This window comes from Erwinia sp. STN24 (assembly GCF_041320675.1).
In the GTDB taxonomy this organism is placed as follows: Bacteria; Pseudomonadota; Gammaproteobacteria; order Enterobacterales; family Enterobacteriaceae; genus Erwinia; species Erwinia aeris.
On the sequence record NZ_JBGGPM010000005.1, the window covers coordinates 66896 to 86710 of the forward strand.

Sequence of the window (19815 nt, forward strand, 5' to 3'; positions counted from 1 at the left end):
AAACGTTGATGTCGAATTCTTATGACTCCTCAAGTATCAAAGTTCTGAAAGGGCTGGATGCGGTACGCAAGCGCCCGGGTATGTATATCGGCGATACGGATGACGGCACCGGTCTGCACCATATGGTATTCGAGGTTGTGGACAACGCCATCGACGAAGCCCTCGCAGGTCACTGTAAAGACATTCTGGTCACCATCCATGCCGATAACTCCGTTTCCGTGCAGGATGACGGTCGTGGTATTCCAACCGGCATTCACGAAGAAGAAGGCGTTTCCGCTGCGGAAGTGATCATGACCGTGCTGCACGCAGGCGGTAAATTTGATGATAACTCCTATAAAGTGTCCGGCGGCCTGCATGGCGTAGGCGTGTCGGTGGTTAACGCCCTGTCTGAAAAGCTGGAGCTGACCATCCGTCGCGAAGGCAAAGTTCACCAGCAGATCTACGTTCACGGCGTGCCTCAGGCCCCGCTGCAGGTAACCGGCGAAACCGACCTGACCGGGACGCGCGTGCGTTTCTGGCCAAGCCACGAAACCTTTACCAACGTTACCGATTTCGAGTACGAAATCCTGGCGAAGCGTCTGCGCGAGCTGTCGTTCCTTAACTCCGGCGTCTCCATCAAGCTGGAAGACAAGCGCGACGGCAAGAACGATCACTACCACTATGAAGGCGGCATCAAGGCGTTTGTGGAGTACCTGAACCGCAACAAAACGCCTATCCACCCTAACGCGTTCTATTTCTCTACCGAGAAAGACGGCATCGGCGTGGAAGTGGCGCTGCAGTGGAACGACGGTTTCCAGGAAAACATCTACTGCTTTACCAACAACATCCCACAGCGCGACGGCGGCACACACCTGGCCGGCTTCCGCGCGGCGATGACGCGTACCCTGAACGCCTACATGGATAAAGAAGGCTACAGCAAAAAAGCCAAGGTCAGCGCCACCGGCGACGACGCGCGCGAAGGCCTGATTGCCGTGGTTTCCGTTAAGGTACCGGATCCGAAGTTCTCTTCGCAGACCAAGGACAAGCTGGTCTCTTCCGAGGTGAAATCAGCCGTTGAGCAGCAGATGAACGAGCTGCTGGCAGAGTACCTGCTGGAAAATCCGGGCGATGCCAAAATCGTCGTGGGTAAAATCATCGATGCAGCCCGCGCGCGTGAAGCAGCGCGTCGCGCTCGCGAAATGACCCGTCGTAAAGGCGCGCTGGATCTGGCCGGCCTGCCGGGCAAGCTGGCGGACTGCCAGGAGCGCGATCCGGCGCTGTCGGAAATCTATCTGGTGGAAGGGGACTCTGCGGGCGGCTCCGCCAAGCAGGGCCGTAACCGTAAAAACCAGGCTATCCTGCCGCTGAAGGGAAAAATCCTGAACGTGGAAAAAGCGCGCTTCGATAAGATGCTCGCTTCGCAGGAAGTGGCGACGCTGATCACCGCGCTGGGCTGCGGCATTGGCCGTGACGAATATAACCCGGACAAGCTGCGCTACCACAGCATCATCATCATGACCGATGCGGACGTGGATGGCTCGCACATCCGTACGCTGCTGCTGACCTTCTTCTATCGTCAGATGCCGGAAATCATCGAGCGCGGCCACGTGTATATTGCGCAGCCGCCGCTGTACAAGGTGAAGAAAGGCAAGCAGGAGCAGTACATCAAGGATGACGAGGCGATGGATCAGTATCAGATCGCCATCGCGCTGGACGGCGCAACGCTGCACACCAACGCCGATGCGCCTGCGCTGGGCGGCGAGCCGCTGGAAAACCTGGTAGCCGAGTTCAACAGCACCCGCAAGATGATCAAGCGTATGGAGCGCCGCTATCCGCTGGCGTTGCTGAACGCGCTGATCTATCACCCGACGCTGAGCGATATCTCCGCAGAGGCGCCGGTTCAGCAGTGGATCGACGAGCTGGTGGCGCGTCTGAACGAGAACGAGCAGCACGGCAGCACCTATGCCAGCCATGTGCGCCAGAACCGCGAGCAGCATATCTTTGAACCGGTAGTGCGTATCCGTACGCACGGCGTTGATACCGATTATCCGCTGGACAGCGAATTTATCTCGGGCGGCGAATACCGCAAGATCTGTACGCTGGGCGAGAAGCTGCGTGGCCTGATTGAGGAAGATGCCTTTATCGAACGCGGCGAGCGTCGTCAGCCGATCGCTAACTTCGAGCAGGCGATGGACTGGCTGGTGAAAGAGTCGCGTCGCGGCCTGTCGGTACAGCGTTATAAAGGACTGGGCGAGATGAACCCGGAGCAGCTGTGGGAAACCACGATGGATCCGGACAGCCGCCGTATGCTGCGCGTTACGGTGAAGGATGCGATTGCCGCTGACCAGCTGTTCACCACGCTGATGGGCGATGCGGTGGAGCCGCGCCGCGCCTTTATCGAAGAGAACGCGCTGAAAGCCGCCAATATCGATATCTGATAAAGCAGGACGCAGGCCCTCCGGCCATGCAACAGCGTTTGAAAGGCAGATCGTTCGATCTGCCTTTTTTTTCAGCTTTTCTGCTGTGCCGGATCGCCAAACGCGCGCTGATAAAACTGACCATTATTTTCATTTCCGGCCTGCGCGCTTATGGGCAGTGAGGGTTTTACTGCTACTTTTCAGGGCTTAGCTGACAGGCCCGTTTCCCGCTTTTTTCGCCCAAAGGCCGTAAGCGCGAGCACATTTACCGGAAGATTTACCAAATCGAACTTAAAATTACCGGGCATGATTCGTCTGGTCATGGCTGGCTGAATCGCGTTAGCATGAAAGAAACCGTGAAGCTCAAGAGGAAGTTATGGCGATAAAACTGATTGCGATTGATATAGACGGCACGCTGCTTAATCCTCAGCATGAGGTGACGCCTGGCGTTAAGCGGGCTATTCAGGCAGCCCGTGATAAAGGAATAGCGATTGTACTGGCGAGCGGCCGGCCGTTTATCGGCGTGGAGCGTTATCTGATGGAGCTGGATTTACAACGGGAAGGGCAGTATTGCATTACCAATAACGGCGCGCTGGTGCAGAAAGCGGAATCGGGCGAGTGCGTGGCGGAAGTCACGCTGAACTTTGACGACTACCTCTATGTGGAAAAGCTGGCGCGCGAGCTGGGCGTACATTTTCAGGCGCTGACGAAATCGCTGCTGTTTACGCCCAACAAGGACATCAGCGAATACACCGTCCACGAAGCTTCGCTGACCGGGATGCCGCTGCGTTACCGCGCGGTGGAAGAGATGGATAAAACCGCCACTTTCCCTAAAGTCATGATGATTGATACGCCAGAAACGCTGGATGAGGCCATTACCCGCATTCCGCAGGAAGCTTACGATCGCTATACCATTATGAAAAGCTCGCCTTATTTCCTGGAAATCCTTAATAAGAAAGTCGATAAGGGCGCGGGCGTCAAAGCGCTGGCCGAGCGTTTAGGGCTTTCCCGCGATGAAGTGATGGCCATCGGCGATCAGGAAAACGATCTGGCGATGCTGACCTTCGCCGGCACGGGCGTGGCGATGGGCAACGGTATCGACAAGGTAAAAAACATTGCGCAGTTCGTTACCAAAACCAATATGGAAGACGGCGTGGCGCACGCTATCGAAAAATTCGCGCTCTGACAGGGCGGCGGTATCACGCTTTAAGCGCCAGTACCGCAAAAGCGCGTAATGCATTACCCTTAGCAGCAAACCTCGCTAAGGGTAAGCATGATGACGGAAAAACAGCTCACTTTTGCTCAGCGCAATCACCAGCTCACCAATATCAACGTCTGGACGGCCGACAGCCACTGGCTGGTCTACGACGTTCGCAGCAATGCCTCCACCTTCAACAGCTTAACCGTCGAGCGCGTTAATCTCAGCGGCCAGACGGAAATCCTTTACCAGGCGCAGGCGGGCGCGCACGTTGGCGTGATCACCGTCAGCCCGGATTTGCCGCCGCGCTACGTTTGCATTCACGGCCCGGAACATCCTGACAGCCAGTGGCGCTACGACTTTCATCATCGTCGTGGCGTTATTATTCAGAACGGCCTGGTGGAAAATATGGACGCCTGCGATATTACGCCGCCCTTTACGCCCGGCGCGCTGCGCGGCGGCTCGCACGTGCACGTGTTCAGCCCCGACGGCACCAGGCTGAGTTTTACCTATAACGATCATGTGATGCACGAGCTGGACGTGAAACAAGATTTGCGCAACGTCGGCGTGGCCGTGCCGCTACATGCCGTTTGTCCGCCGTTGCAGCATCCCCGAGAGTATGCAGGCAGCCATTTCTGCGTGCTGGTCAGCGCCACCACCGCCACGCCGACGCCCGGCAGCGATGAGATCAATCGAGCCTATGAAGAGGGTTGGATCGGCGAAGAGGGCTACCTGAAAAGCGACGGCCACCGGCAGCGTTGGGCGCTGGCGTTTATCGGCGATACGCTCAGCGAAAAAGGCGAGAAGGTGCCGGAAGTGTTTATTGTCGATCTGCCGGAAAAGATGGCCGACTATGCGCTGGAAGGCGACGCTCCGCTGGCTGGCACCGCCGCCACGCTGCCCGCTCCGCCGCTGGGCGTCAGGCAGCGTCGGCTGACTTTTACGCACGATCGCCCCTTTCCGGGCCTGGCGACCTCGCCACGCCACTGGCTGCGTAGCTCACCCGACGGTCGCGCCATCGCCTTTTTAATGAAGGACGACGAAGGCGTGGTGCAGCTGTGGACCATCGCGCCCGGCGGCGGCAAGCCTCGTCAGATCACCCACGCCGCCAGCGATATTCAGTCCGCCTTCAGCTGGCATCCCGACGGCAAGTCGGTGGCTTTTATTAACGATAACAGCGTGGTGTTATGCGATACGGGCAGCGGTAAAATGCGGAGGCTGACGGCCCGCACCGCCGAAGCGCCTTTGCCGGAAGCGGTCGTCTGCTCGCCGGACGGGCTTTATGTAGCCTATTTGCGTAACGTGGCAGGCTTTCAGCAGATTTTTATTGCTGATGTCGAGGCGACGTATTGATCACCAGCGGCGCGGCCTGCGAAAGGCTGTCGCTGGTATGGTTCTGCTGCTCGCTGCGCAACACGCGTTCACGCGGTGAATCGCCGGTTTTATCGCGGCCTGAGCGGTAGTAGTCAAACGGCAGCAGCAGCGTATCCAGCACGGCGGAGAAAGGCAGGTCAATAGCCGCCAGCGGGCGCATGACCCAGCCGCTGTCGCTGTCGCTAACAATTTTTGCGCTGGCGCGCGTACCGGGATAATAGCCCTGATCGGGGCCGGAATGGGACATAAAGCTGGAGCAGCCACCCGTGCCGGCCAGTGACAGACAGGCCAGCAGGCCAGCGAAACGACTTTTTTTTAGTACCATCATATTCTTTATCCCTTCAGCAGCGGCAAAACCGCTCTGCTTATCATGATCAGCATGTGCCCGCTGCTTTAACGCTCCGATTAATCTCTTTCTGAGTGTATGACATTCGCACCGGATTGGCCGAAAAATTTCCTGAACGGGCCCTTGAAAGCGATCTTAATGTCACCATTTTATGTTCAGGGTCACAAAACGTATGCCGACAGGATACCGCTTGTAGCCCGACGATCTGTCCATAGTGGAAGGTCGCATTACACCCTCGCTGATAATCAGGAGCTATACCATGCGTAATTTCGATCTCGCCCCGCTGTACCGTTCTTCTATTGGTTTCGACCGTCTGATCAACCTGCTGGAATCCAACCAGGGTCAGAGCAACGGCGGCTACCCTCCTTATAACGTGGAGCTGGTGGCGGAAAACCAGTACCGAATCACCATTGCCGTGGCAGGGTTCGCGCAGAGCGAACTGGAGATCACCTCTCACGACAATATGCTGACCGTGCGCGGCGCCCATCCTGAAGAGCAGCAGGAAAAAACCTATCTCTATCAGGGTATTGCGGAACGCAACTTCGAGCGTAAATTCCAGCTGGCCGAGCACGTCAACGTGCGTGATGCACGCCTGGAAAACGGCCTGCTCTACATCGATCTGGAGCGCATCGTGCCGGAAGCCAACAAACCGCGCCGCATTGAAATTCTGAAATAAGACCGCGCGTAAAATTAAGGCCGCACTTTGTGCGGCCACATACTGCTGACAAAGACAGAAGGGTTGTGCGGGCTGGATTTTTTACAGCGAAATGGTAGCTTCGCAGCAGCAGAGGCTGAGCGGATAAGCGGACCGTTTTCGCGCATGGACGCGCGAAACGAGCCTACAGGGACGTATCTACGGCGTGTCCGTGTTCCGATCTGCCTCTGCTGCTTTTCACCGGCCCGAACGCGCCTTGATGACAGAGGATGAGTTTGTCAGCAGCCTAAGGCCGCACTTTGTGCGGCCTTTTTCGTTTGCATCAGCAGAGGGCTCTGCCGCCCGATTCGCTGTGCGCCCGCTCAATCTCTTCCGCCAGAATGGCGATCCCTTTCTCAATTTTGTCGCTGTCCGGCACATAGTTCATGCGCATGCACTGGTGCGTGTGCGGCCATTCGTGCTCCAGTCCCGGAAAGAAAAAGTGGCCCGGCACCATCAATACGCCGCGCGCTTTTAAACGCTGATAAAGGATCTCCGTCGAAATGGGCAGATCTTTAAACCAGAGCCAGAGGAAAATAGCACCCTCCGGCTTGTGGATAAGGCAGCGTTCTTCGGGTAAATAGCGCCGGATAACGGCGATAGTCTGCTTAACCCTTTCCTGATAAAACGGCCTGATCACCTCTTCCGACAGGCGCAGCAAATCACCACGCTGGATCATCTCATGCGCGATGGCCGGGCCGATGCTGCCCGGCGCCAGACTGATAATGCCGTTCATATTGCCGATGGCGGTAATCACTTTTTCATCAGCAACAATGATGCCGCAGCGTGAGCCGGGCAGGCCCAGCTTGGAAAGGCTCATGCACAGAATAATATTTGGGTTCCACAGCGGGCGAACGTCGCTAAAGATGATGCCGGGAAAAGGCACGCCGTAGGCGTTATCAATCAGCAGCGGTACCTCATGCTGCTGCGCCAGCGCATCCAGCTTCATCAGCTCTTCGTCGGTAATCACGTTGCCGGTTGGATTGGTCGGCCGGGAAACGCAAATCAGCCCGGTATCTTCGGTAATATGCAGCTGCTCAAAATTAACGTGATATTTGAACTGGCCTTCAGGCAGCATTTCGATATCGGGACGGGCGGAAACAAACAGCTCTTCGTCCAGCCCGGCGTCAGCGTAACCCAGATATTCGGGAGCCAGTGGAAACAATACGCGCTTTTTGCGCCCGTCTGCGCGGCGGCCCGCGTAAAGATTAAACAAATAGAAAAAGGCGCTCTGGCTGCCGTTGGTCAGGGCGATATTCTGCGGCCCTACCTGCCAGCCCAGCTCGTCGCGCAGCAGCGTGGAAAGCGATTCCAGCAGCGTGCTTTTTCCTCTTGGGCCGTCGTAGTTGCAAAGCGCATCGGCCAGCTTGCCCTCGTCATGCATCTGCTGCAGCAGCTGCTGAAAATAGTCGTTCATCGCCGGGATCTGGGCCGGATTACCGCCGCCCAGCATCACCGAACCGGGCGTGCGCAGCCCTTCGCCCATATCTTCCATCAGGCGGGTGATCCCTGAGGCGCGTGTGAATTTGTTACCGAAAGCGGAAAAGCTCATAACGTATTAACTGCTTATCGTAGGCAAGTGAAAGCTAACCTTAACGCCACGCCAGGCGTGATGCAACGTCAGCGGGCAGCCGTGTCGGCCAGCAACAGCAGGCGGTGGTCAGGCAGGCAGCGAAGGCTAAAGGTGAATCGTTTCAACTGATTAGCTTTTTTTCGCCGTTAGCCCTGCCGCTTTTTTCCTTCAACCGGCTATTTCAGTTAATAATTTGTGATGAACTGCACGACTTATTGATAAAAATTTCTTAAAAATCCGTGCGGTGACGCCAGTCACAGTCCTGATACCGCATGCTTTGTAGGCTGGCTGCTCTTCAGCTTAATCATTTCAGCAAGGACAACAAAATGCATAAGACTCTTCTGGCGGGCGCGGTGATAGCAATGTTCAGCGGGCAGGCGGCGGCGCAAAGCTGGGTGTTAACCGATACGCAGGGCACGGAAAAAGGCGACTGGCGGATCGACAGCAGGCAGCTCAAGCTGAGCGGCGAACCCTTTACGCTGGAACAGCAGGTGCTGCACGGCGGCAAGCAGGAAGGCTCGAAGGTGCTGACGTTGACCAGCAAAAACGGCCTGACTATCGCGCTCAGCCCGACGCGCGGTATGGATCTGCTGCACGTTAACGGTCACGGCGTGCGGCTGGGCTGGGATTCGCCGGTTGATGAGGTGGTGAACCCGGCCTATATCAATCTGGAAAGCCGTAACGGCCTGGGCTGGCTGGAAGGATTTAACGAGATGATGGTGCGCTGCGGCTTTGAGTGGACCGGCCATCCGGTCACCAAAGACGGGCGTATTTACACGCTGCACGGTAAAGCGGGCAATACACCAGCGTCGAAAGTGGAAGTGATCGTGGATGACCAGGCGCCGCATGAAATCCGTATTCGCGGCCTGCTGAAAGAAAACACCTTTAAAAAAGCGCGTCTGGAAACCTGGACCGAGCTGCGCTACGTGCCGGGCGCGGACTCCTTTACCATCCACGACGTGCTGACCAACCAGGCTGACTACCCGCACGACTATGAAATTATCTATCACAGCAACTTCAGCACGCCGATCCTGGAAGAAAACGCCCGTTTCCTGGCGCCGGTAAAATCCGTTTCGCCGTTTAACGACTATGCGAAAAAAGGGCTGGAAAACTGGCAGACCTATGGCGCCCCAACCAAAGATTTCGATGAAATGGTGTTTAACCTGCAGCCCATTGCCGACAGCAATGGCAAAACCGTGGCGGCCGTGGTTAACAGCAAAGGCGACAAGGGCGCGGCTATCGAATTCGATACGCGGCAGCTGCCGGTGCTGACGATGTGGAAAAACACCGATACGCTGAAGCAGGGCTACGTGACGGGGATCGAGCCCGGCACCAACTATGCCTATCCGGTAACGATTGAAAAAGAGCAGGGCAGGGTTAAACAGCTGCAGCCGGGCCAGAGCGCGGAGTTTACGCTGACCTATTCGCTGCTGAAGGATGCCAGCGCGGTACAAAAAGTCGAAGAGCGTATCAAAACGCTTCAGGGCGAGACCAAAATCAACGTGGAGCAAACGCCGATAGCCGTAGAATAAGCCAGCCAGGGCGGACGCCGTTTCGCCCTTTAAAATGAAACATTGTTTTATTTTTTATAAATAGCGATTTCATTATCCCCCTTTTCCTGATTTCGATCACGGCGTGCGTGCTTTTCCCTCCGCTATAGTGTGCGCTCGAAAACCGGGCAGGGCTGCCCTGTCTCGGATAACAGGCCACTTTCCCGGCTTCTGACACGCAGTCCGCCCTCTGGCTTACAGGAGCAGTTATGATTTTGAATGCATTTGATTTAAAAGGCCGCGTGGCGATGGTCACGGGATGCGATACGGGACTGGGTCAGGGTATGGCGCTGGGGCTGGCGGAAGCGGGATGCGATATCGTTGGCGTGAATATTGTCGAGCCGAAAGAAACCATTGAGCGCGTCACCGCGCTGGGCCGCCGTTTTTTCAGCCTGACCGCCGATCTGGGCAAAACCGAATGTATTGAAGGCGTTGTGGCAAAAGCCGTGGCGGAATACGGCAGAATCGATATCCTGGTCAACAACGCCGGTATCATTCGTCGTGAAGATGCGATCGACTTCTCAGAAAAAGACTGGGACGACGTGATGAACCTGAATATTAAATCCGTGTTCTTTATGTCGCAGGCGGTAGCGCGTCAGTTTATCAAACAGGGCAAGGGCGGGAAAATCATCAATATTGCCTCCATGCTCTCTTTCCAGGGCGGCATTCGCGTGCCTTCTTATACGGCATCAAAAAGCGCCGTGATGGGCGTGACGCGTCTGCTGGCCAATGAATGGGCGAAGCACGGTATTAACGTTAATGCCATCGCGCCGGGCTATATGGCGACCAACAATACCGCACAGCTGCGTGCCGATGAAAAGCGCAACGCCGATATTCTGGAGCGTATCCCGGCAGGCCGTTGGGGACTGCCGGCCGATCTGATGGGGCCTGCGGTATTCCTGGCCTCTCCGGCTGCCGACTATATTAACGGCTACACCATTGCCGTAGACGGCGGCTGGCTGGCTCGTTAAAAGTAAAAACCGCCCCGGATAGCTGTCAGGGACGGTTTTATTGGTCTGCGGCGCTACCCGCGCCAGCCGGTCAGTTGAAAGGCCCCGTTTTTGGCGTACGCGCTCAAAATGGGGCCTTTCCGATCTTACCCTGGCAACATTACCGGGCCGGAGGCGTAAAAGTTACGTTAATCGGCATCACGCCACGGCGAAGCATCAAATTAACCGCAATCTTTCCGCTCATCGCTTTAGTTGAGGTCAGCTGAGCGGTATAGACGTTACCACTGACCTTAACCGCGCTGATATGGCAGCCAGGCAGGCCGCTGGTATCAAAGTTAATTAAGTTCGGCAGCGTTTTCACCGCGTTATTGCGCATATCCCGGGCGACGAGGGTAAGCGTGATGGCGCTGACGCCGTCAGCCGGCACGCTCGTGGCGCTTACGGTGAAAGAAGAGTTATTGACGGTTGGATAGCCCGCGTAAAAATAGACAATCACCGAGCCTTTGAGGCCATCAATAGTTCCTTCTACTTTCCAGCCGCCATCGTGATTGCTGGAGGTCGGGAAACGCGCCGCGCCATATTTATCTAAAGTAACTTCAGAAGGAATGTTGACGCGGTCGTCAGTGGCCGTAATGGCGACTTTTCTGTTGGTGACGGGATTGCCGTTGCTATCTTTTACAAAGATCTCAACCACGCTGGTATCTGTACCATCCGCAACGGCGCGGCCCGTGACCCGATGCATGTAAACCGATGCCGCCTTGCCTGCCACAAAATTCACTTCGGCTTCTTTACGGGCGGAGCCCATTTGCGCCACAACCTTACTCTGGCCGGTTTTGGTATCGCTAACGGGAACGGACGCTTCGCCCCGGTCGTCAGTTACCGCGCTTTGCGGGATGACGGCGCTATTGTCGGCGCTGAAGGTTACGGTTTGTCCGGCCAGCGGATTGCCCTGCGCATCCGTTACCAGCGCTGTAACCCGATCGGCTGCTTTACCGTCGGCTACCGCATCGTTGCTGACCACGGTCAGGCTTGCCAGCCGTGCGCTTGCGTTATCCGCCGCGATAGTTACCGTTGCACCAGGAAAAGTCATATTGCGGGCAACAGGCGTAATGGTCAGCGTTTCCGGATGCGTGCCCGCCGTCACCACGGCGGTATAACGGCCTGCGCTCTGGCGAGTAAAGGCAGACACTTTGGTATCGTCGGCGGCCTGCGCGCTTTTGGTCACGCTAATCTCTTTTTCATTGATATCAACCGGATTGCCCAGGCTGTCTTTTACCGTCAGGGTCAGCGTCTGCTGAGCGTGGCCGTCTGATACCAGCGTGCTGCTGACCGGCAGCAGTGAACTGCTGTTAACGTTAATAGCGGCTTCGGTGACGGTAATTTGCGTTTCCGTACGCTTTGAGGCGTTACCTTTTTTATCGATCGCCACGCCGCTGAGGGTGTAGCTGTTGGTACCGGTGGCGTCAGCATGATAGGCCGGCAGCACCACGCTGAAATCGGTAGGGCCGTTAGCGATAATTTTCCCGCCGTTAGCCAGCAGCGACGACGCGGACCAGTTGATGCGATCCAGGCCGTATTTGCTGTTGACCGAAACGTTCAGCGTTTTTTGCTCGCCGGCCGTGCCGCTGATGAGCTTCGCGGTGCTCAGCCTGATCGTCTCTTGTTTGCGGTACTCAAGCACAATGTTGTTATTACGGTTCACCAGATCGTAGCGGTTGCCGGCCAGGCTACGCATCGCCGCTACCGCATCGCTGTCCAGCTGTTTGCGCCACGGCATCCCGAGCTGATAATTGAGCGTCAGGCCCAGCCGCGTATCGTGTTCTCCGGCTTTGCCCTGGCGCTGTTCCGCTTCCAGCGACAGCAGCGGGAAGGGCGTAAAGGTGACGCCTGCGGTAATGGCGTGCGGATTTTTCTGGCGGTTATCCTTATCAAACAGCGCCACGTCGTTACCGTAATATTGTTCGTAGTTAAACTTCGCGCCCAGCTGAGGCAGGGCAGGCAGGAAGGCTTCCGTACGGATATCCCAGCCGTTGGCCGGACGCTCTTCGTAGCCGGAAAAATCTTTAGAGTCTTTCCAGCTGGTGAGCCGCACATAGCCGTTTGCCGCCACTTTGATAAAGTTGCGCCAGTACTCGACGCCCATGCCGGAACGGGCATGTTGACGGGAAAGATCGTAATCAAAGAAGGCATTAGCGCCGGTCATAAAGTCATGGCCGAAATGACGCATCCCGAGACCAAGATTCGCCTGGTTGCGATCGTCGGTGCGGTGGAAGTTTCCCTGAGTGAAGATCAGGCGGTCGCTACGATCGCTTAAAGGCAGCAGCAGGTCGAACTGCGAGTTTTTCAGCGAGAAGTTTTTATCCGCGTCCAGCTGCACGCGCGCGGTACCGAAACGGCCCAGCCACTGCTGCGCCTGCGCGCCCGCTTCGCCTGCGGCCATGCTGGCGGCGGCAGAGGCGGCGCCGTTGCCGTTGCGGCTGTCGAGCGAGGAACCCGCCTGCGTAGCAAGACCGGCGGCTTTCATCTCCAGGCCGTTGTCGGCGTTGTGCCAGTGCACTTTTGGCAAAGGAGAAAGCGGCACGTCCAGCTCGTCGCCCGGCTGTAGCCGATCAAAGCCGTGAGCGAAAGTGCGCAGCTGGTTCAGCTTGCGCAGCGCTTCCACGCTCATATTGTATTTTTGCGCCACGCCCGCTGCCGTTTCCGCCTGGCCCAGGGTATAAACCTGCGTTCGGATAGCGACGGCATCCGCCGACTGCGTCAAAAAATGCTGGCGGGCAACGGCCAGCGCGGGCGTAAACGCACAGGCAATCGGGAAAGCGCCCTGAATCGCTACGGTCAGCCAGGTTAAACGGTGCCGCCACGGCGACTTATTTTCTTTATTAAGGTCAGGTTTATTTTTCATGGTTTCTTTATATTAAATAAAAGAGAATTTCAGCCAGCGTGAGCGTGCTGTATTAATTCAGGGGAGCCCATGAATAATAAACCTGTCACTCGTGATTGCTGGCGCTACGGATAATTAAACATCTTTAAGTCGTTGAAGATTCTCCCCTTATTAATGTGGTGCTTATTACGGGCAAAATAATACCCTCGGCATAATTTATGCCGATAAGCGAGTTTCCGAATGAGCGTAGTTATATCACAATATTAAGTTGGCACAATGCCCGCCCCTAAGGGGGAAGAAAGGCCAGGTAACAAAAAGGGATCTTTACATTTCTATTGCTTTCTTTATGTTGAGCATTTAATTAACAATATGACCGCTTTTTTTTAATTAAAAAGCCGCAGGATCTCATTTTATATCATCTTAATTAAATAATGATTTAGCTTATGGTTACCTGAGTGGATCAACTAAATAACAACAGGGCACTGAGGCGTTCAGGAACGAACAGGCTATTTGTTTAGCGCCTGTTTAGGCTAAGAAGGGAATTTTTGCGGGATAAAGAGGTCGGCAGGGCGCTGAAAAACGTGCCGACACGCAAAGCGCATCGGCACAGAAAATTATTTTGCTACTTCAGGATTAACGCAGTTCTTGTCCACTTTACCGTTCAGGGCGGCAATCAGATTTTCCACCGCGTCTTTTGCCATGCCGTAACGGGTTTCATGCGTCGCAGAGCCAATATGCGGCAGCGCCACCACGTTAGGCAGCGTCAGCAAAGGCGAATCCTTTGGCAGCGGCTCTTTCTCAAACACGTCCAGACCGGCGGCGTGGATAGTGCCCTCTTGCAGCGCGGCGATCAGCGCTTCTTCATCGATAACCGGGCCGCGTCCGGCATTGATCAGCACGGCGGAAGGCTTCATTTTCGCCAGCTCCTCGCGGCCGATCAGGTGATGCGTTTGTTCAGTCAGCGGCAGGCTGATGCACAGGAAATCGGACTCTTTCAGCAGCGTATCCAGATCGCAGTATTGCGCGTCGAAACGCTGCTCCGCCTCTTCGTGGTGCTTACGAGCGTTGTAAAGGATCGGCATGCTGAAGCCCAGGTGCGCGCGCTGCGCCAGCGCCAGTCCGATACGACCCATGCCCAGGATGCCCATTTTTTTATGGTGCACGTCAATGCCGAACCAGTCCGCGCCGATGCTGCCCTGCCACTCACCTTTTTTCACGCGCTCGGCGGATTCCACCACGCGACGCGCGCTGGTCAGCACCAGCGCCATCATGGTATCGGCGACGGTTTCCGTCAGTACGGTCGGGGTGTGCATCAACAGCACGCCGCGTTCGCTCAGCGCGGGAATATCAAAGTTGTCCACGCCCACGGAAACGGAAGAGGCGACGCGCAGCTTCGGCGCTTTTTTCAGGAACTCAGCGTCCACTTTGCCGCCGGAGCCTAAAATACCTTCGGCCTGCTGAAAGGCCTCCGCGTGTTGGCTAAGGGTTTCCGGGGTCAGGCCGTTGATTTCGGTAACGTTAAAATGCTCGTCGAGCTGCGAACGCAGATCCTGCGGCAGCTTCTTATACAGCACCACGGATGGTTTCATGCTTGTCTCCCTGTTTCTTTAAGGCACGGGCCAGGCGGCCCGCACCGTTAAGCGTGTTTAGCGCCATGCGGCATCGGGGGTTGCTTATTGGCTGCTGGCTTTACGATCAGCGTCAGCCAGACCGAGATAAGCAGCGATACCCCCATAAAGATATACGAAGCGGAAGGGCTGCCCGTCGCGCCGTTCAAATAACCCACGACCCAGGAGCCCAGGAAAGAGCCTAGCGCGCCCATCGCGTTAATCAGCGCCATTGCGCCGCCCGCTACGTTACGCGGCAGCATTTCCGGGATAATGGCGAAGAACGGGCCATAAGGCGCGTACATCGCGGCACCGGCCACCACCAGCAGGCTGAACGACAGCCAGAAATTATTCGCCCCTACAAGATATGAACCTAAAAACGCCAGCGCGCCAATTAACAGCAGCGGCCAGACAAAGAGTTTACGGTTTTGCAGCTTGTCGGAAGCCCAGGAAGCCAGGATCATCGCCACGGTGGCGGCCAGGTAAGGCACCGCAGAGAGCCAGCCCGCTTCCACCATGCCCATCTGCATCCCGTTGCGCAGGATAGAAGGCAGCCACAGCACAAAGCCATAGACGCCGATGCTCCAGGTAAAATACTGAATGCAAAGGATAATGACATTGCGCGAGCGGAACGCCTCGCTGTAATTGCGCACCGCCTTGATGTTTTCCTGCTCTTTTTGCAGCTGTGCCGCCAGCGCCGCTTTTTCCTCTTCGCTCAGCCATTTCGCCTGAGCGGGCTTATCCTGCACCATAAACCACCAGGCCACGGCCCAGATCACCGCCGGAATGCCCTCAAAAATAAACATTTCGCGCCAGCCGAAGGCATTGATCAGATAGCCGGAAACCACGGACATCCACAGCACCGTGACCGGGTTGCCCAGGATCAGGAAGGTATTGGCGCGGGAGCGCTCCGATTTGGTAAACCAGTTGCTGATATAGATCAGCATGGCCGGCATCACGGCCGCTTCCACCACGCCCAGCACAAAGCGGATAGCCGCCAGCATCGGGATATTACTGACCATGCCGGTCAGCGAGGCGCAAATGCCCCACAGCACCAGGCAGACGAAAACCAGTTTTTTTACGCTGCGGCGTTCGGCGTACACCGCGCCGGGGATCTGGAAAAAGAAATAGCCAAGAAAGAACAGGGCGCCCAGCAGCGACGACATGCCGTGCGTGATGCCCAGATCTTCATTGATGCCGGCGGCCGAGGCAAAGCTGAAATTGGCCCTGTCGAGATACGCCAGGCTGTAGGTGATAAACACGATGGGCATGATGTACCACCAGCGTTTAGGCGCGATTGTCTGCTTATTCATCGTCTGCTTCCTCTGTTGGAGGTGGCCGCACTCTGCATTGTAGGGTGGGTGCGGCTCATTATGGTTCGGTTAGAAGCCTGGTCCGGTTCGTGTCGCCCGCTGTTTAAAAATCGCCGAGCGTTTCGCGCGTGGGCAAGCCTTCGCTGTCGCCGCTGACCTGGATAGCCAGCGAGCCGATGCGGTTGCCGCGCTTAATCGCCTGCGGCAGGGTTTTCCCTTCCAGCAGCGCGCTGATGACGCCAACGGCAAAGCCGTCGCCCGCGCCAACGGTATCCACCACGTTAGCGGTTCTGATCGCGTCGACTTGGCCTTTTTCGCCCTCGGCGGTTTTATACCAGGCGCCTTCGCAGCCCGTTTTAATGATGACCGCTTTGACGCCCATCGCCAGATAAAAATCGGCGATCGCTTCCGGCTGGTCGTAGCCGGTCAGGATTTTGCCTTCGCTGATGCCTGGCAAAACCCAGTCGGCAAAGCCCGCCAGCGCGTTGAGCTGGGTAGCCATTTCGCGCTCGCTTGACCACAGCACGGGACGCAGGTTCGGATCGAAGGAGATGGTTTTGCCCATCCGCTTCATCTCCTGCGCCGCATGCTTTGACAGCGCCAGCGAACTGTCGGAGATGGCCGCCGCCACGCCGCTCAGATGCAGGTGGCGCGCTGCGCCAAAATAGTCGCGGTTGAAATCCTCAACCGACAGATGGCTGGCCGCAGAGCCTTTACGGAAATATTCCACCAGCGGATCGGAGCCGTCTTCCACGCGGGATTTCAGCTGGAAACCAGTAGGATAGCGAGCATCGGTGGTCACCTGACGGCTGTCGACGCCCTCTTTTTCCAGCTGCTGGCGCGTAAAGCGGCCAAAGGAATCATCGCCGACGCGGCTGACCCAGCCTACCTTCAGGCCCAGGCGAGCCAGGCCGATAGCGACGTTCAGCTCGGCCCCGGCGATACGTTTGGTAAAATGCTCCGCCGCCGCCAGATCGCCGGTGTCGCTGGCGATAAACATCGCCATCGCTTCGCCGATGGTCACCGCATCCAGCGTGCCGTTTTCATGAAGGGTCATGATTTATACCTCTCGCAGCAAATCTACATAGTGACGGGTGACGGCCACCAGGTCGTCGCCTTCCAGCGGGAACTCAATACCGCGCGGCACGTCGGAGGGCAGCAGCGCCAGCGTTTCCCGCCACAGATTATCAGCCTCGTCCAGCGCGATGGCGCGCCAGCCGTCAGCGGTCGGCGCAGCGGCTTTGACGTGCACGTAGCTGACGAAAGACGCCAGCTTTCCCGCTGCCCGGATGGGGTCGTCGCCCACCCATAGCCAGTTGCCCATATCAAACGTCATCCCAACAGGCGCGTTGTCAGAAAAATAGCCGTTGAGGGCGGCAAGCGTGCCGCAGTCGGTCTGATCGTTTTCCACCACCAGCGTTAACGGCAGCCCGTCGCGCAGCGGCGAGTCGTCCGAACCGGGCTGATAATGGCCTAATGAATATTTTATCAGGCGGGCGTTTAACTGCTGCGCCTCGTTGAGGTGGCTTGCCAGCCGAGGATTCAGCGCGCCCTCTTCAGTATAAAGCGCTTCCGGGACCGAGTAGAACGCCGTCAGCCCGGCATCGCTGATTGCCTTGCCCAACGCGGGCAGCTGCTGGATTTCCGCTTCGCTGCACAGCTCGCGGCGGATCTCAATGCCGTCTGCGCCGGCGGCGGCGACAATCGGCACCACGGCCTGCTGACCGCCGAGTTCGCCGATCCGATCGCGGCCATAGGCGGCGGTCACTACAATAATTTCAGGTTTCATCTTTTCCTCCGGGCGGTGGCCCTGACGTTACAAAAACGTTAACTGGAACCGGTTCCAACCGAAAGGGGCGGAGCGCGGTTTTATGATCGCGCTCACGATGTGGACAATTATTTGGAAATTTACTGGAAAAGCGTCAGAACGAAGCGGGTCAGGCCGACCGCTGCGTTAATACGGTGAAAAGAAGGGAAATCAGGCGAACTTCGTGGAACTGCGGATAATCAACTCGCCGGAGTAGAGCTGCTCGCACGGCGGCGCTTCGTCACCTTCAATACGGCGGATAACCTGCTCCAGCGCCGCATAGCCAATCTGCCAAGTAGGCTGTTTCAGCGTAGTGATGCCGCCGCCCGCCAGTTCCGACCAGACCAGCTCGTCAAAGCCCAGCAGCCCTAAATCTTCGCCCCAGCGCAGATCCAGGCGTTTGAAGCTGCGCGCGATTTGCAGCGTCAGCGCGCCATTAACGGCCAATACGGCGCAGCGCTGGTGGCGATGGCGCTGATAAAAATCTTGCAGGATGCTATCCAGCCGCGCGCTGTCGTTTAAGGCGACCTCAGCCTGTTCGGCCTCGCGCTGCGGATGCTGCGCCATTGTTTCCCGGAACGCTTTCAGGCGCTCGTGGCGGGTATTGACGGTGCCCAATGGCTCGGTAACAAACAGAATGGCGTCAAAGGCTTCTTCAAGCAGATGCGTTGTGACCTGCGCGGCGGCCTCGTGGTTATTCAGCCCTACCACGTCGCAGGCGAAATCAGGGATCTTACGGTCAATCAGCACCATCGGCAGCAGCGACTGCTGGAGATGGCTCAGCGCTTCCTCGCGCATCCCCACGGCGTTAACCACGATCCCTTCCACCTGATAGCTGCTGAGCAGATTCAGATAGTGCTGCTCCTGGTCCACCTCGTTATTGGTGTTGCACATCAGCAGCGTAAAGCCCTGCGCGCGGCAGGCCGCCTCAATGCCGCACATCACATCAACGGAGTAAGGATTGGTAATATCCGCGATAATCAGGCCGATTAAGCGGGTGCGCCCGCGCTTCAGGCCACGCGCCATCTGGCTGGGTCGATAGTTAAGTTCGGCAATGGCGGTTTCAATCCGCTGCTTTAAATCGGCGGACAGAAGGTGCTGCTCGCCGTTGAGATAGCGAGAAACGCTGGTTTTGCCCGTATGGGCTTTTCTGGCAACGTCGCTGATTGTCGCGCGTGCGGCCTTGCGGTTCATAGCGATCCTTGAACGAGTAAAAATGAAAGCAGCCATCACGGGCTTAAATCTTAAGATAGCGGGTAATGGCGGAAAGCGGATCCGGCCATCATAAAGCATAAGGGCGGTCTCGCCCACAGTCAGGCGGTTGGGCAGGGAAACAGCCGGACAAAGATTGTCCGGCTGGCGGGATTACTGCAGCGGGCTGAGGGTGATTTCCACGCGACGGTTCTGCGCTTTACCTGCGGCCGTGCTGTTGGTCGCGACCGGGTTGTCCGGCCCCATGCCGCCGGTGCGAATGCGATTGGTCGCCACGCCCTGGGTGATCAGCGAGCTGGCTACGCTGTCGGCGCGCTGCTGCGACAGGTTCATGTTCAGCTGGCGGCTGCCGGTGCTGTCGGTATAGCCGACGATGTTAACGGCGGTTTTTGGATACTCTTTCAGCACCATTGCCACGCCGGTCAGCGTGTTGGCACCTGCAGGCTTCAGCGAGCTGCTGCTGCTGTCGAAGGTGACGCTGTTCGGCATGTTCAGCACGATATTATTGCCTTCACGCGTCACGCTGACGCCGGTGCCGCGCATTTTTTCACGCAGCTTGGTTTCCTGCACGTCCATATAGTAGCCCGCGCCGCCGCCCAGCGCCGCGCCTGCCGCTGCGCCAATCAGCGCGCCTTTGCCGCGATCTTTTTTGGAAGAGGAGAGCACGCCGACGCCTGCGCCCAGCGCGGCGCCCAGGCCCGCGCCGATACCGGCTTTACCCGCCTGGCGTTCGCCGGTGTAAGGATTCGTGGTGCAGCCCGACAGGGCGATGGTACCGCTCAAAAGCAGAGCAAGAGTAACAAAACGTTTTTTCATGGATAGCGTTTCCTGAACAGCGACTGGCGAAAATAGCCTGAAAAGAAGCGATTATGCCGACCCCGCGCCGAAAAAAAACCGTGTTGTCTTCCTAAATT

Annotated in this window: 15 protein-coding genes; 6 read left to right on the forward strand and 9 right to left on the reverse strand. The window is 57.0% G+C overall.

Annotated elements, in window-relative coordinates:
- Positions 1-8 precede the first annotated feature (8 nt).
- The 3 genes from gyrB to ACA373_RS16950 all read left to right on the forward strand — a co-directional run bounded on the left by gyrB (position 9) and on the right by ACA373_RS16950 (position 4947).
- Complete coding sequence (gyrB, locus tag ACA373_RS16940) at positions 9-2417, forward strand: DNA topoisomerase (ATP-hydrolyzing) subunit B (protein WP_370734851.1); 2409 nt, start codon at positions 9-11, stop codon at positions 2415-2417.
- Positions 2418-2772: 355 nt separating this feature from the next.
- Complete coding sequence (gene yidA / locus ACA373_RS16945; protein ID WP_253456775.1) at positions 2773-3582, forward strand: sugar-phosphatase; 810 nt, start codon at positions 2773-2775, stop codon at positions 3580-3582.
- 90 nt (positions 3583-3672) lie between these two features.
- Positions 3673-4947 carry a DUF3748 domain-containing protein gene (locus ACA373_RS16950; RefSeq protein WP_370734921.1) on the forward strand — a complete coding sequence of 425 codons (1275 nt, stop codon included), beginning with the start codon at positions 3673-3675 and terminating at the stop codon, positions 4945-4947.
- Here ACA373_RS16950 and ACA373_RS16955 read toward each other — a convergent pair.
- Entirely contained in the window at positions 4919-5296 is a 378-nt protein-coding gene (locus ACA373_RS16955; RefSeq protein WP_301251579.1) for a YceK/YidQ family lipoprotein, read from the reverse strand. The genes ACA373_RS16950 and ACA373_RS16955 overlap by 29 nt on opposite strands.
- 277 nt (positions 5297-5573) lie before the next feature.
- On the opposite strand from ACA373_RS16955, the gene ibpA reads away from it, so the two are divergent.
- Entirely contained in the window at positions 5574-5990 is a 417-nt protein-coding gene (gene ibpA / locus ACA373_RS16960; RefSeq protein WP_125289205.1) for a small heat shock chaperone IbpA, read from the forward strand.
- 301 nt (positions 5991-6291) lie between these two features.
- On the opposite strand, the gene ACA373_RS16965 is transcribed toward ibpA, so the two are convergent.
- Positions 6292-7560: a valine--pyruvate transaminase gene (locus tag ACA373_RS16965; protein WP_253456769.1), complete on the reverse strand. Its 1269-nt coding sequence runs from the start codon at positions 7558-7560 to the stop codon at positions 6292-6294.
- A gap of 347 nt (positions 7561-7907) precedes the next feature.
- On the opposite strand from ACA373_RS16965, the gene ACA373_RS16970 reads away from it, so the two are divergent.
- Positions 7908-9113, forward strand: coding sequence for an aldose 1-epimerase family protein (locus tag ACA373_RS16970; RefSeq protein ID WP_253456766.1), 1206 nt, complete (start codon positions 7908-7910; stop codon positions 9111-9113).
- Positions 9114-9340: 227 nt separating this feature from the next.
- Positions 9341-10102, forward strand: a complete 762-nt coding sequence (kduD, locus tag ACA373_RS16975) for a 2-dehydro-3-deoxy-D-gluconate 5-dehydrogenase KduD (RefSeq protein WP_370734852.1) — start codon at positions 9341-9343, stop codon at positions 10100-10102.
- 139 nt (positions 10103-10241) lie between these two features.
- Here kduD and ACA373_RS16980 read toward each other — a convergent pair whose 3' ends face one another.
- The 7 genes from ACA373_RS16980 to ACA373_RS17010 form a co-directional block, all read right to left on the reverse strand.
- Complete coding sequence (locus ACA373_RS16980) at positions 10242-12983, reverse strand: inverse autotransporter beta domain-containing protein (RefSeq protein WP_370734853.1); 2742 nt, start codon at positions 12981-12983, stop codon at positions 10242-10244.
- A 593-nt stretch (positions 12984-13576) separates the two neighbouring features.
- Positions 13577-14551 (reverse strand): glyoxylate/hydroxypyruvate reductase GhrB, encoded by a 975-nt coding sequence (gene ghrB / locus ACA373_RS16985; protein WP_301251571.1) that lies wholly within the window; start codon positions 14549-14551, stop codon positions 13577-13579.
- Positions 14552-14598: 47 nt separating this feature from the next.
- On the reverse strand, positions 14599-15882 hold the full coding sequence (locus tag ACA373_RS16990) for an MFS transporter (RefSeq protein WP_301251569.1): 1284 nt from the start codon (positions 15880-15882) through the stop codon (positions 14599-14601).
- Positions 15883-15985: 103 nt separating this feature from the next.
- The gene (locus ACA373_RS16995) at positions 15986-16939 is read right to left on the reverse strand and encodes a sugar kinase (protein ID WP_301251568.1); all 954 of its coding nucleotides are present in this window, start codon (positions 16937-16939) and stop codon (positions 15986-15988) included.
- Between the two features lie 3 nt (positions 16940-16942).
- Complete coding sequence (locus ACA373_RS17000) at positions 16943-17671, reverse strand: sugar phosphate isomerase/epimerase (protein WP_301251566.1); 729 nt, start codon at positions 17669-17671, stop codon at positions 16943-16945.
- A gap of 189 nt (positions 17672-17860) precedes the next feature.
- Positions 17861-18883, reverse strand: coding sequence for a LacI family DNA-binding transcriptional regulator (locus ACA373_RS17005; RefSeq protein WP_370734854.1), 1023 nt, complete (start codon positions 18881-18883; stop codon positions 17861-17863).
- A 171-nt stretch (positions 18884-19054) separates the two neighbouring features.
- Positions 19055-19717 carry an OmpA family lipoprotein gene (locus tag ACA373_RS17010; RefSeq protein ID WP_370734855.1) on the reverse strand — a complete coding sequence of 221 codons (663 nt, stop codon included), beginning with the start codon at positions 19715-19717 and terminating at the stop codon, positions 19055-19057.
- Positions 19718-19815 lie beyond the last annotated feature (98 nt).

What these genes read in the sequence shown, in the direction of transcription:
- ACA373_RS17005 (WP_370734854.1), bottom strand. Translation starts at nt 18,883, where the DNA reads ATGAACCGCAAGGCCGCACGCGCGACAATCAGCGACGTTGCCAGAAAA.
- yidA (WP_253456775.1), top strand. Translation starts at nt 2,773, where the DNA reads ATGGCGATAAAACTGATTGCGATTGATATAGACGGCACGCTGCTTAAT.
- gyrB (WP_370734851.1), top strand. Translation starts at nt 9, where the DNA reads ATGTCGAATTCTTATGACTCCTCAAGTATCAAAGTTCTGAAAGGGCTG.
- ACA373_RS17010 (WP_370734855.1), bottom strand. Translation starts at nt 19,717, where the DNA reads ATGAAAAAACGTTTTGTTACTCTTGCTCTGCTTTTGAGCGGTACCATC.
- ACA373_RS16990 (WP_301251569.1), bottom strand. Translation starts at nt 15,882, where the DNA reads ATGAATAAGCAGACAATCGCGCCTAAACGCTGGTGGTACATCATGCCC.
- ibpA (WP_125289205.1), top strand. Translation starts at nt 5,574, where the DNA reads ATGCGTAATTTCGATCTCGCCCCGCTGTACCGTTCTTCTATTGGTTTC.
- kduD (WP_370734852.1), top strand. Translation starts at nt 9,341, where the DNA reads ATGATTTTGAATGCATTTGATTTAAAAGGCCGCGTGGCGATGGTCACG.
- ACA373_RS16955 (WP_301251579.1), bottom strand. Translation starts at nt 5,296, where the DNA reads ATGATGGTACTAAAAAAAAGTCGTTTCGCTGGCCTGCTGGCCTGTCTG.
- ACA373_RS16950 (WP_370734921.1), top strand. Translation starts at nt 3,673, where the DNA reads ATGACGGAAAAACAGCTCACTTTTGCTCAGCGCAATCACCAGCTCACC.
- ACA373_RS16965 (WP_253456769.1), bottom strand. Translation starts at nt 7,560, where the DNA reads ATGAGCTTTTCCGCTTTCGGTAACAAATTCACACGCGCCTCAGGGATC.
- ghrB (WP_301251571.1), bottom strand. Translation starts at nt 14,551, where the DNA reads ATGAAACCATCCGTGGTGCTGTATAAGAAGCTGCCGCAGGATCTGCGT.
- ACA373_RS16995 (WP_301251568.1), bottom strand. Translation starts at nt 16,939, where the DNA reads ATGACCCTTCATGAAAACGGCACGCTGGATGCGGTGACCATCGGCGAA.
- ACA373_RS17000 (WP_301251566.1), bottom strand. Translation starts at nt 17,671, where the DNA reads ATGAAACCTGAAATTATTGTAGTGACCGCCGCCTATGGCCGCGATCGG.
- ACA373_RS16980 (WP_370734853.1), bottom strand. Translation starts at nt 12,983, where the DNA reads ATGAAAAATAAACCTGACCTTAATAAAGAAAATAAGTCGCCGTGGCGG.
- ACA373_RS16970 (WP_253456766.1), top strand. Translation starts at nt 7,908, where the DNA reads ATGCATAAGACTCTTCTGGCGGGCGCGGTGATAGCAATGTTCAGCGGG.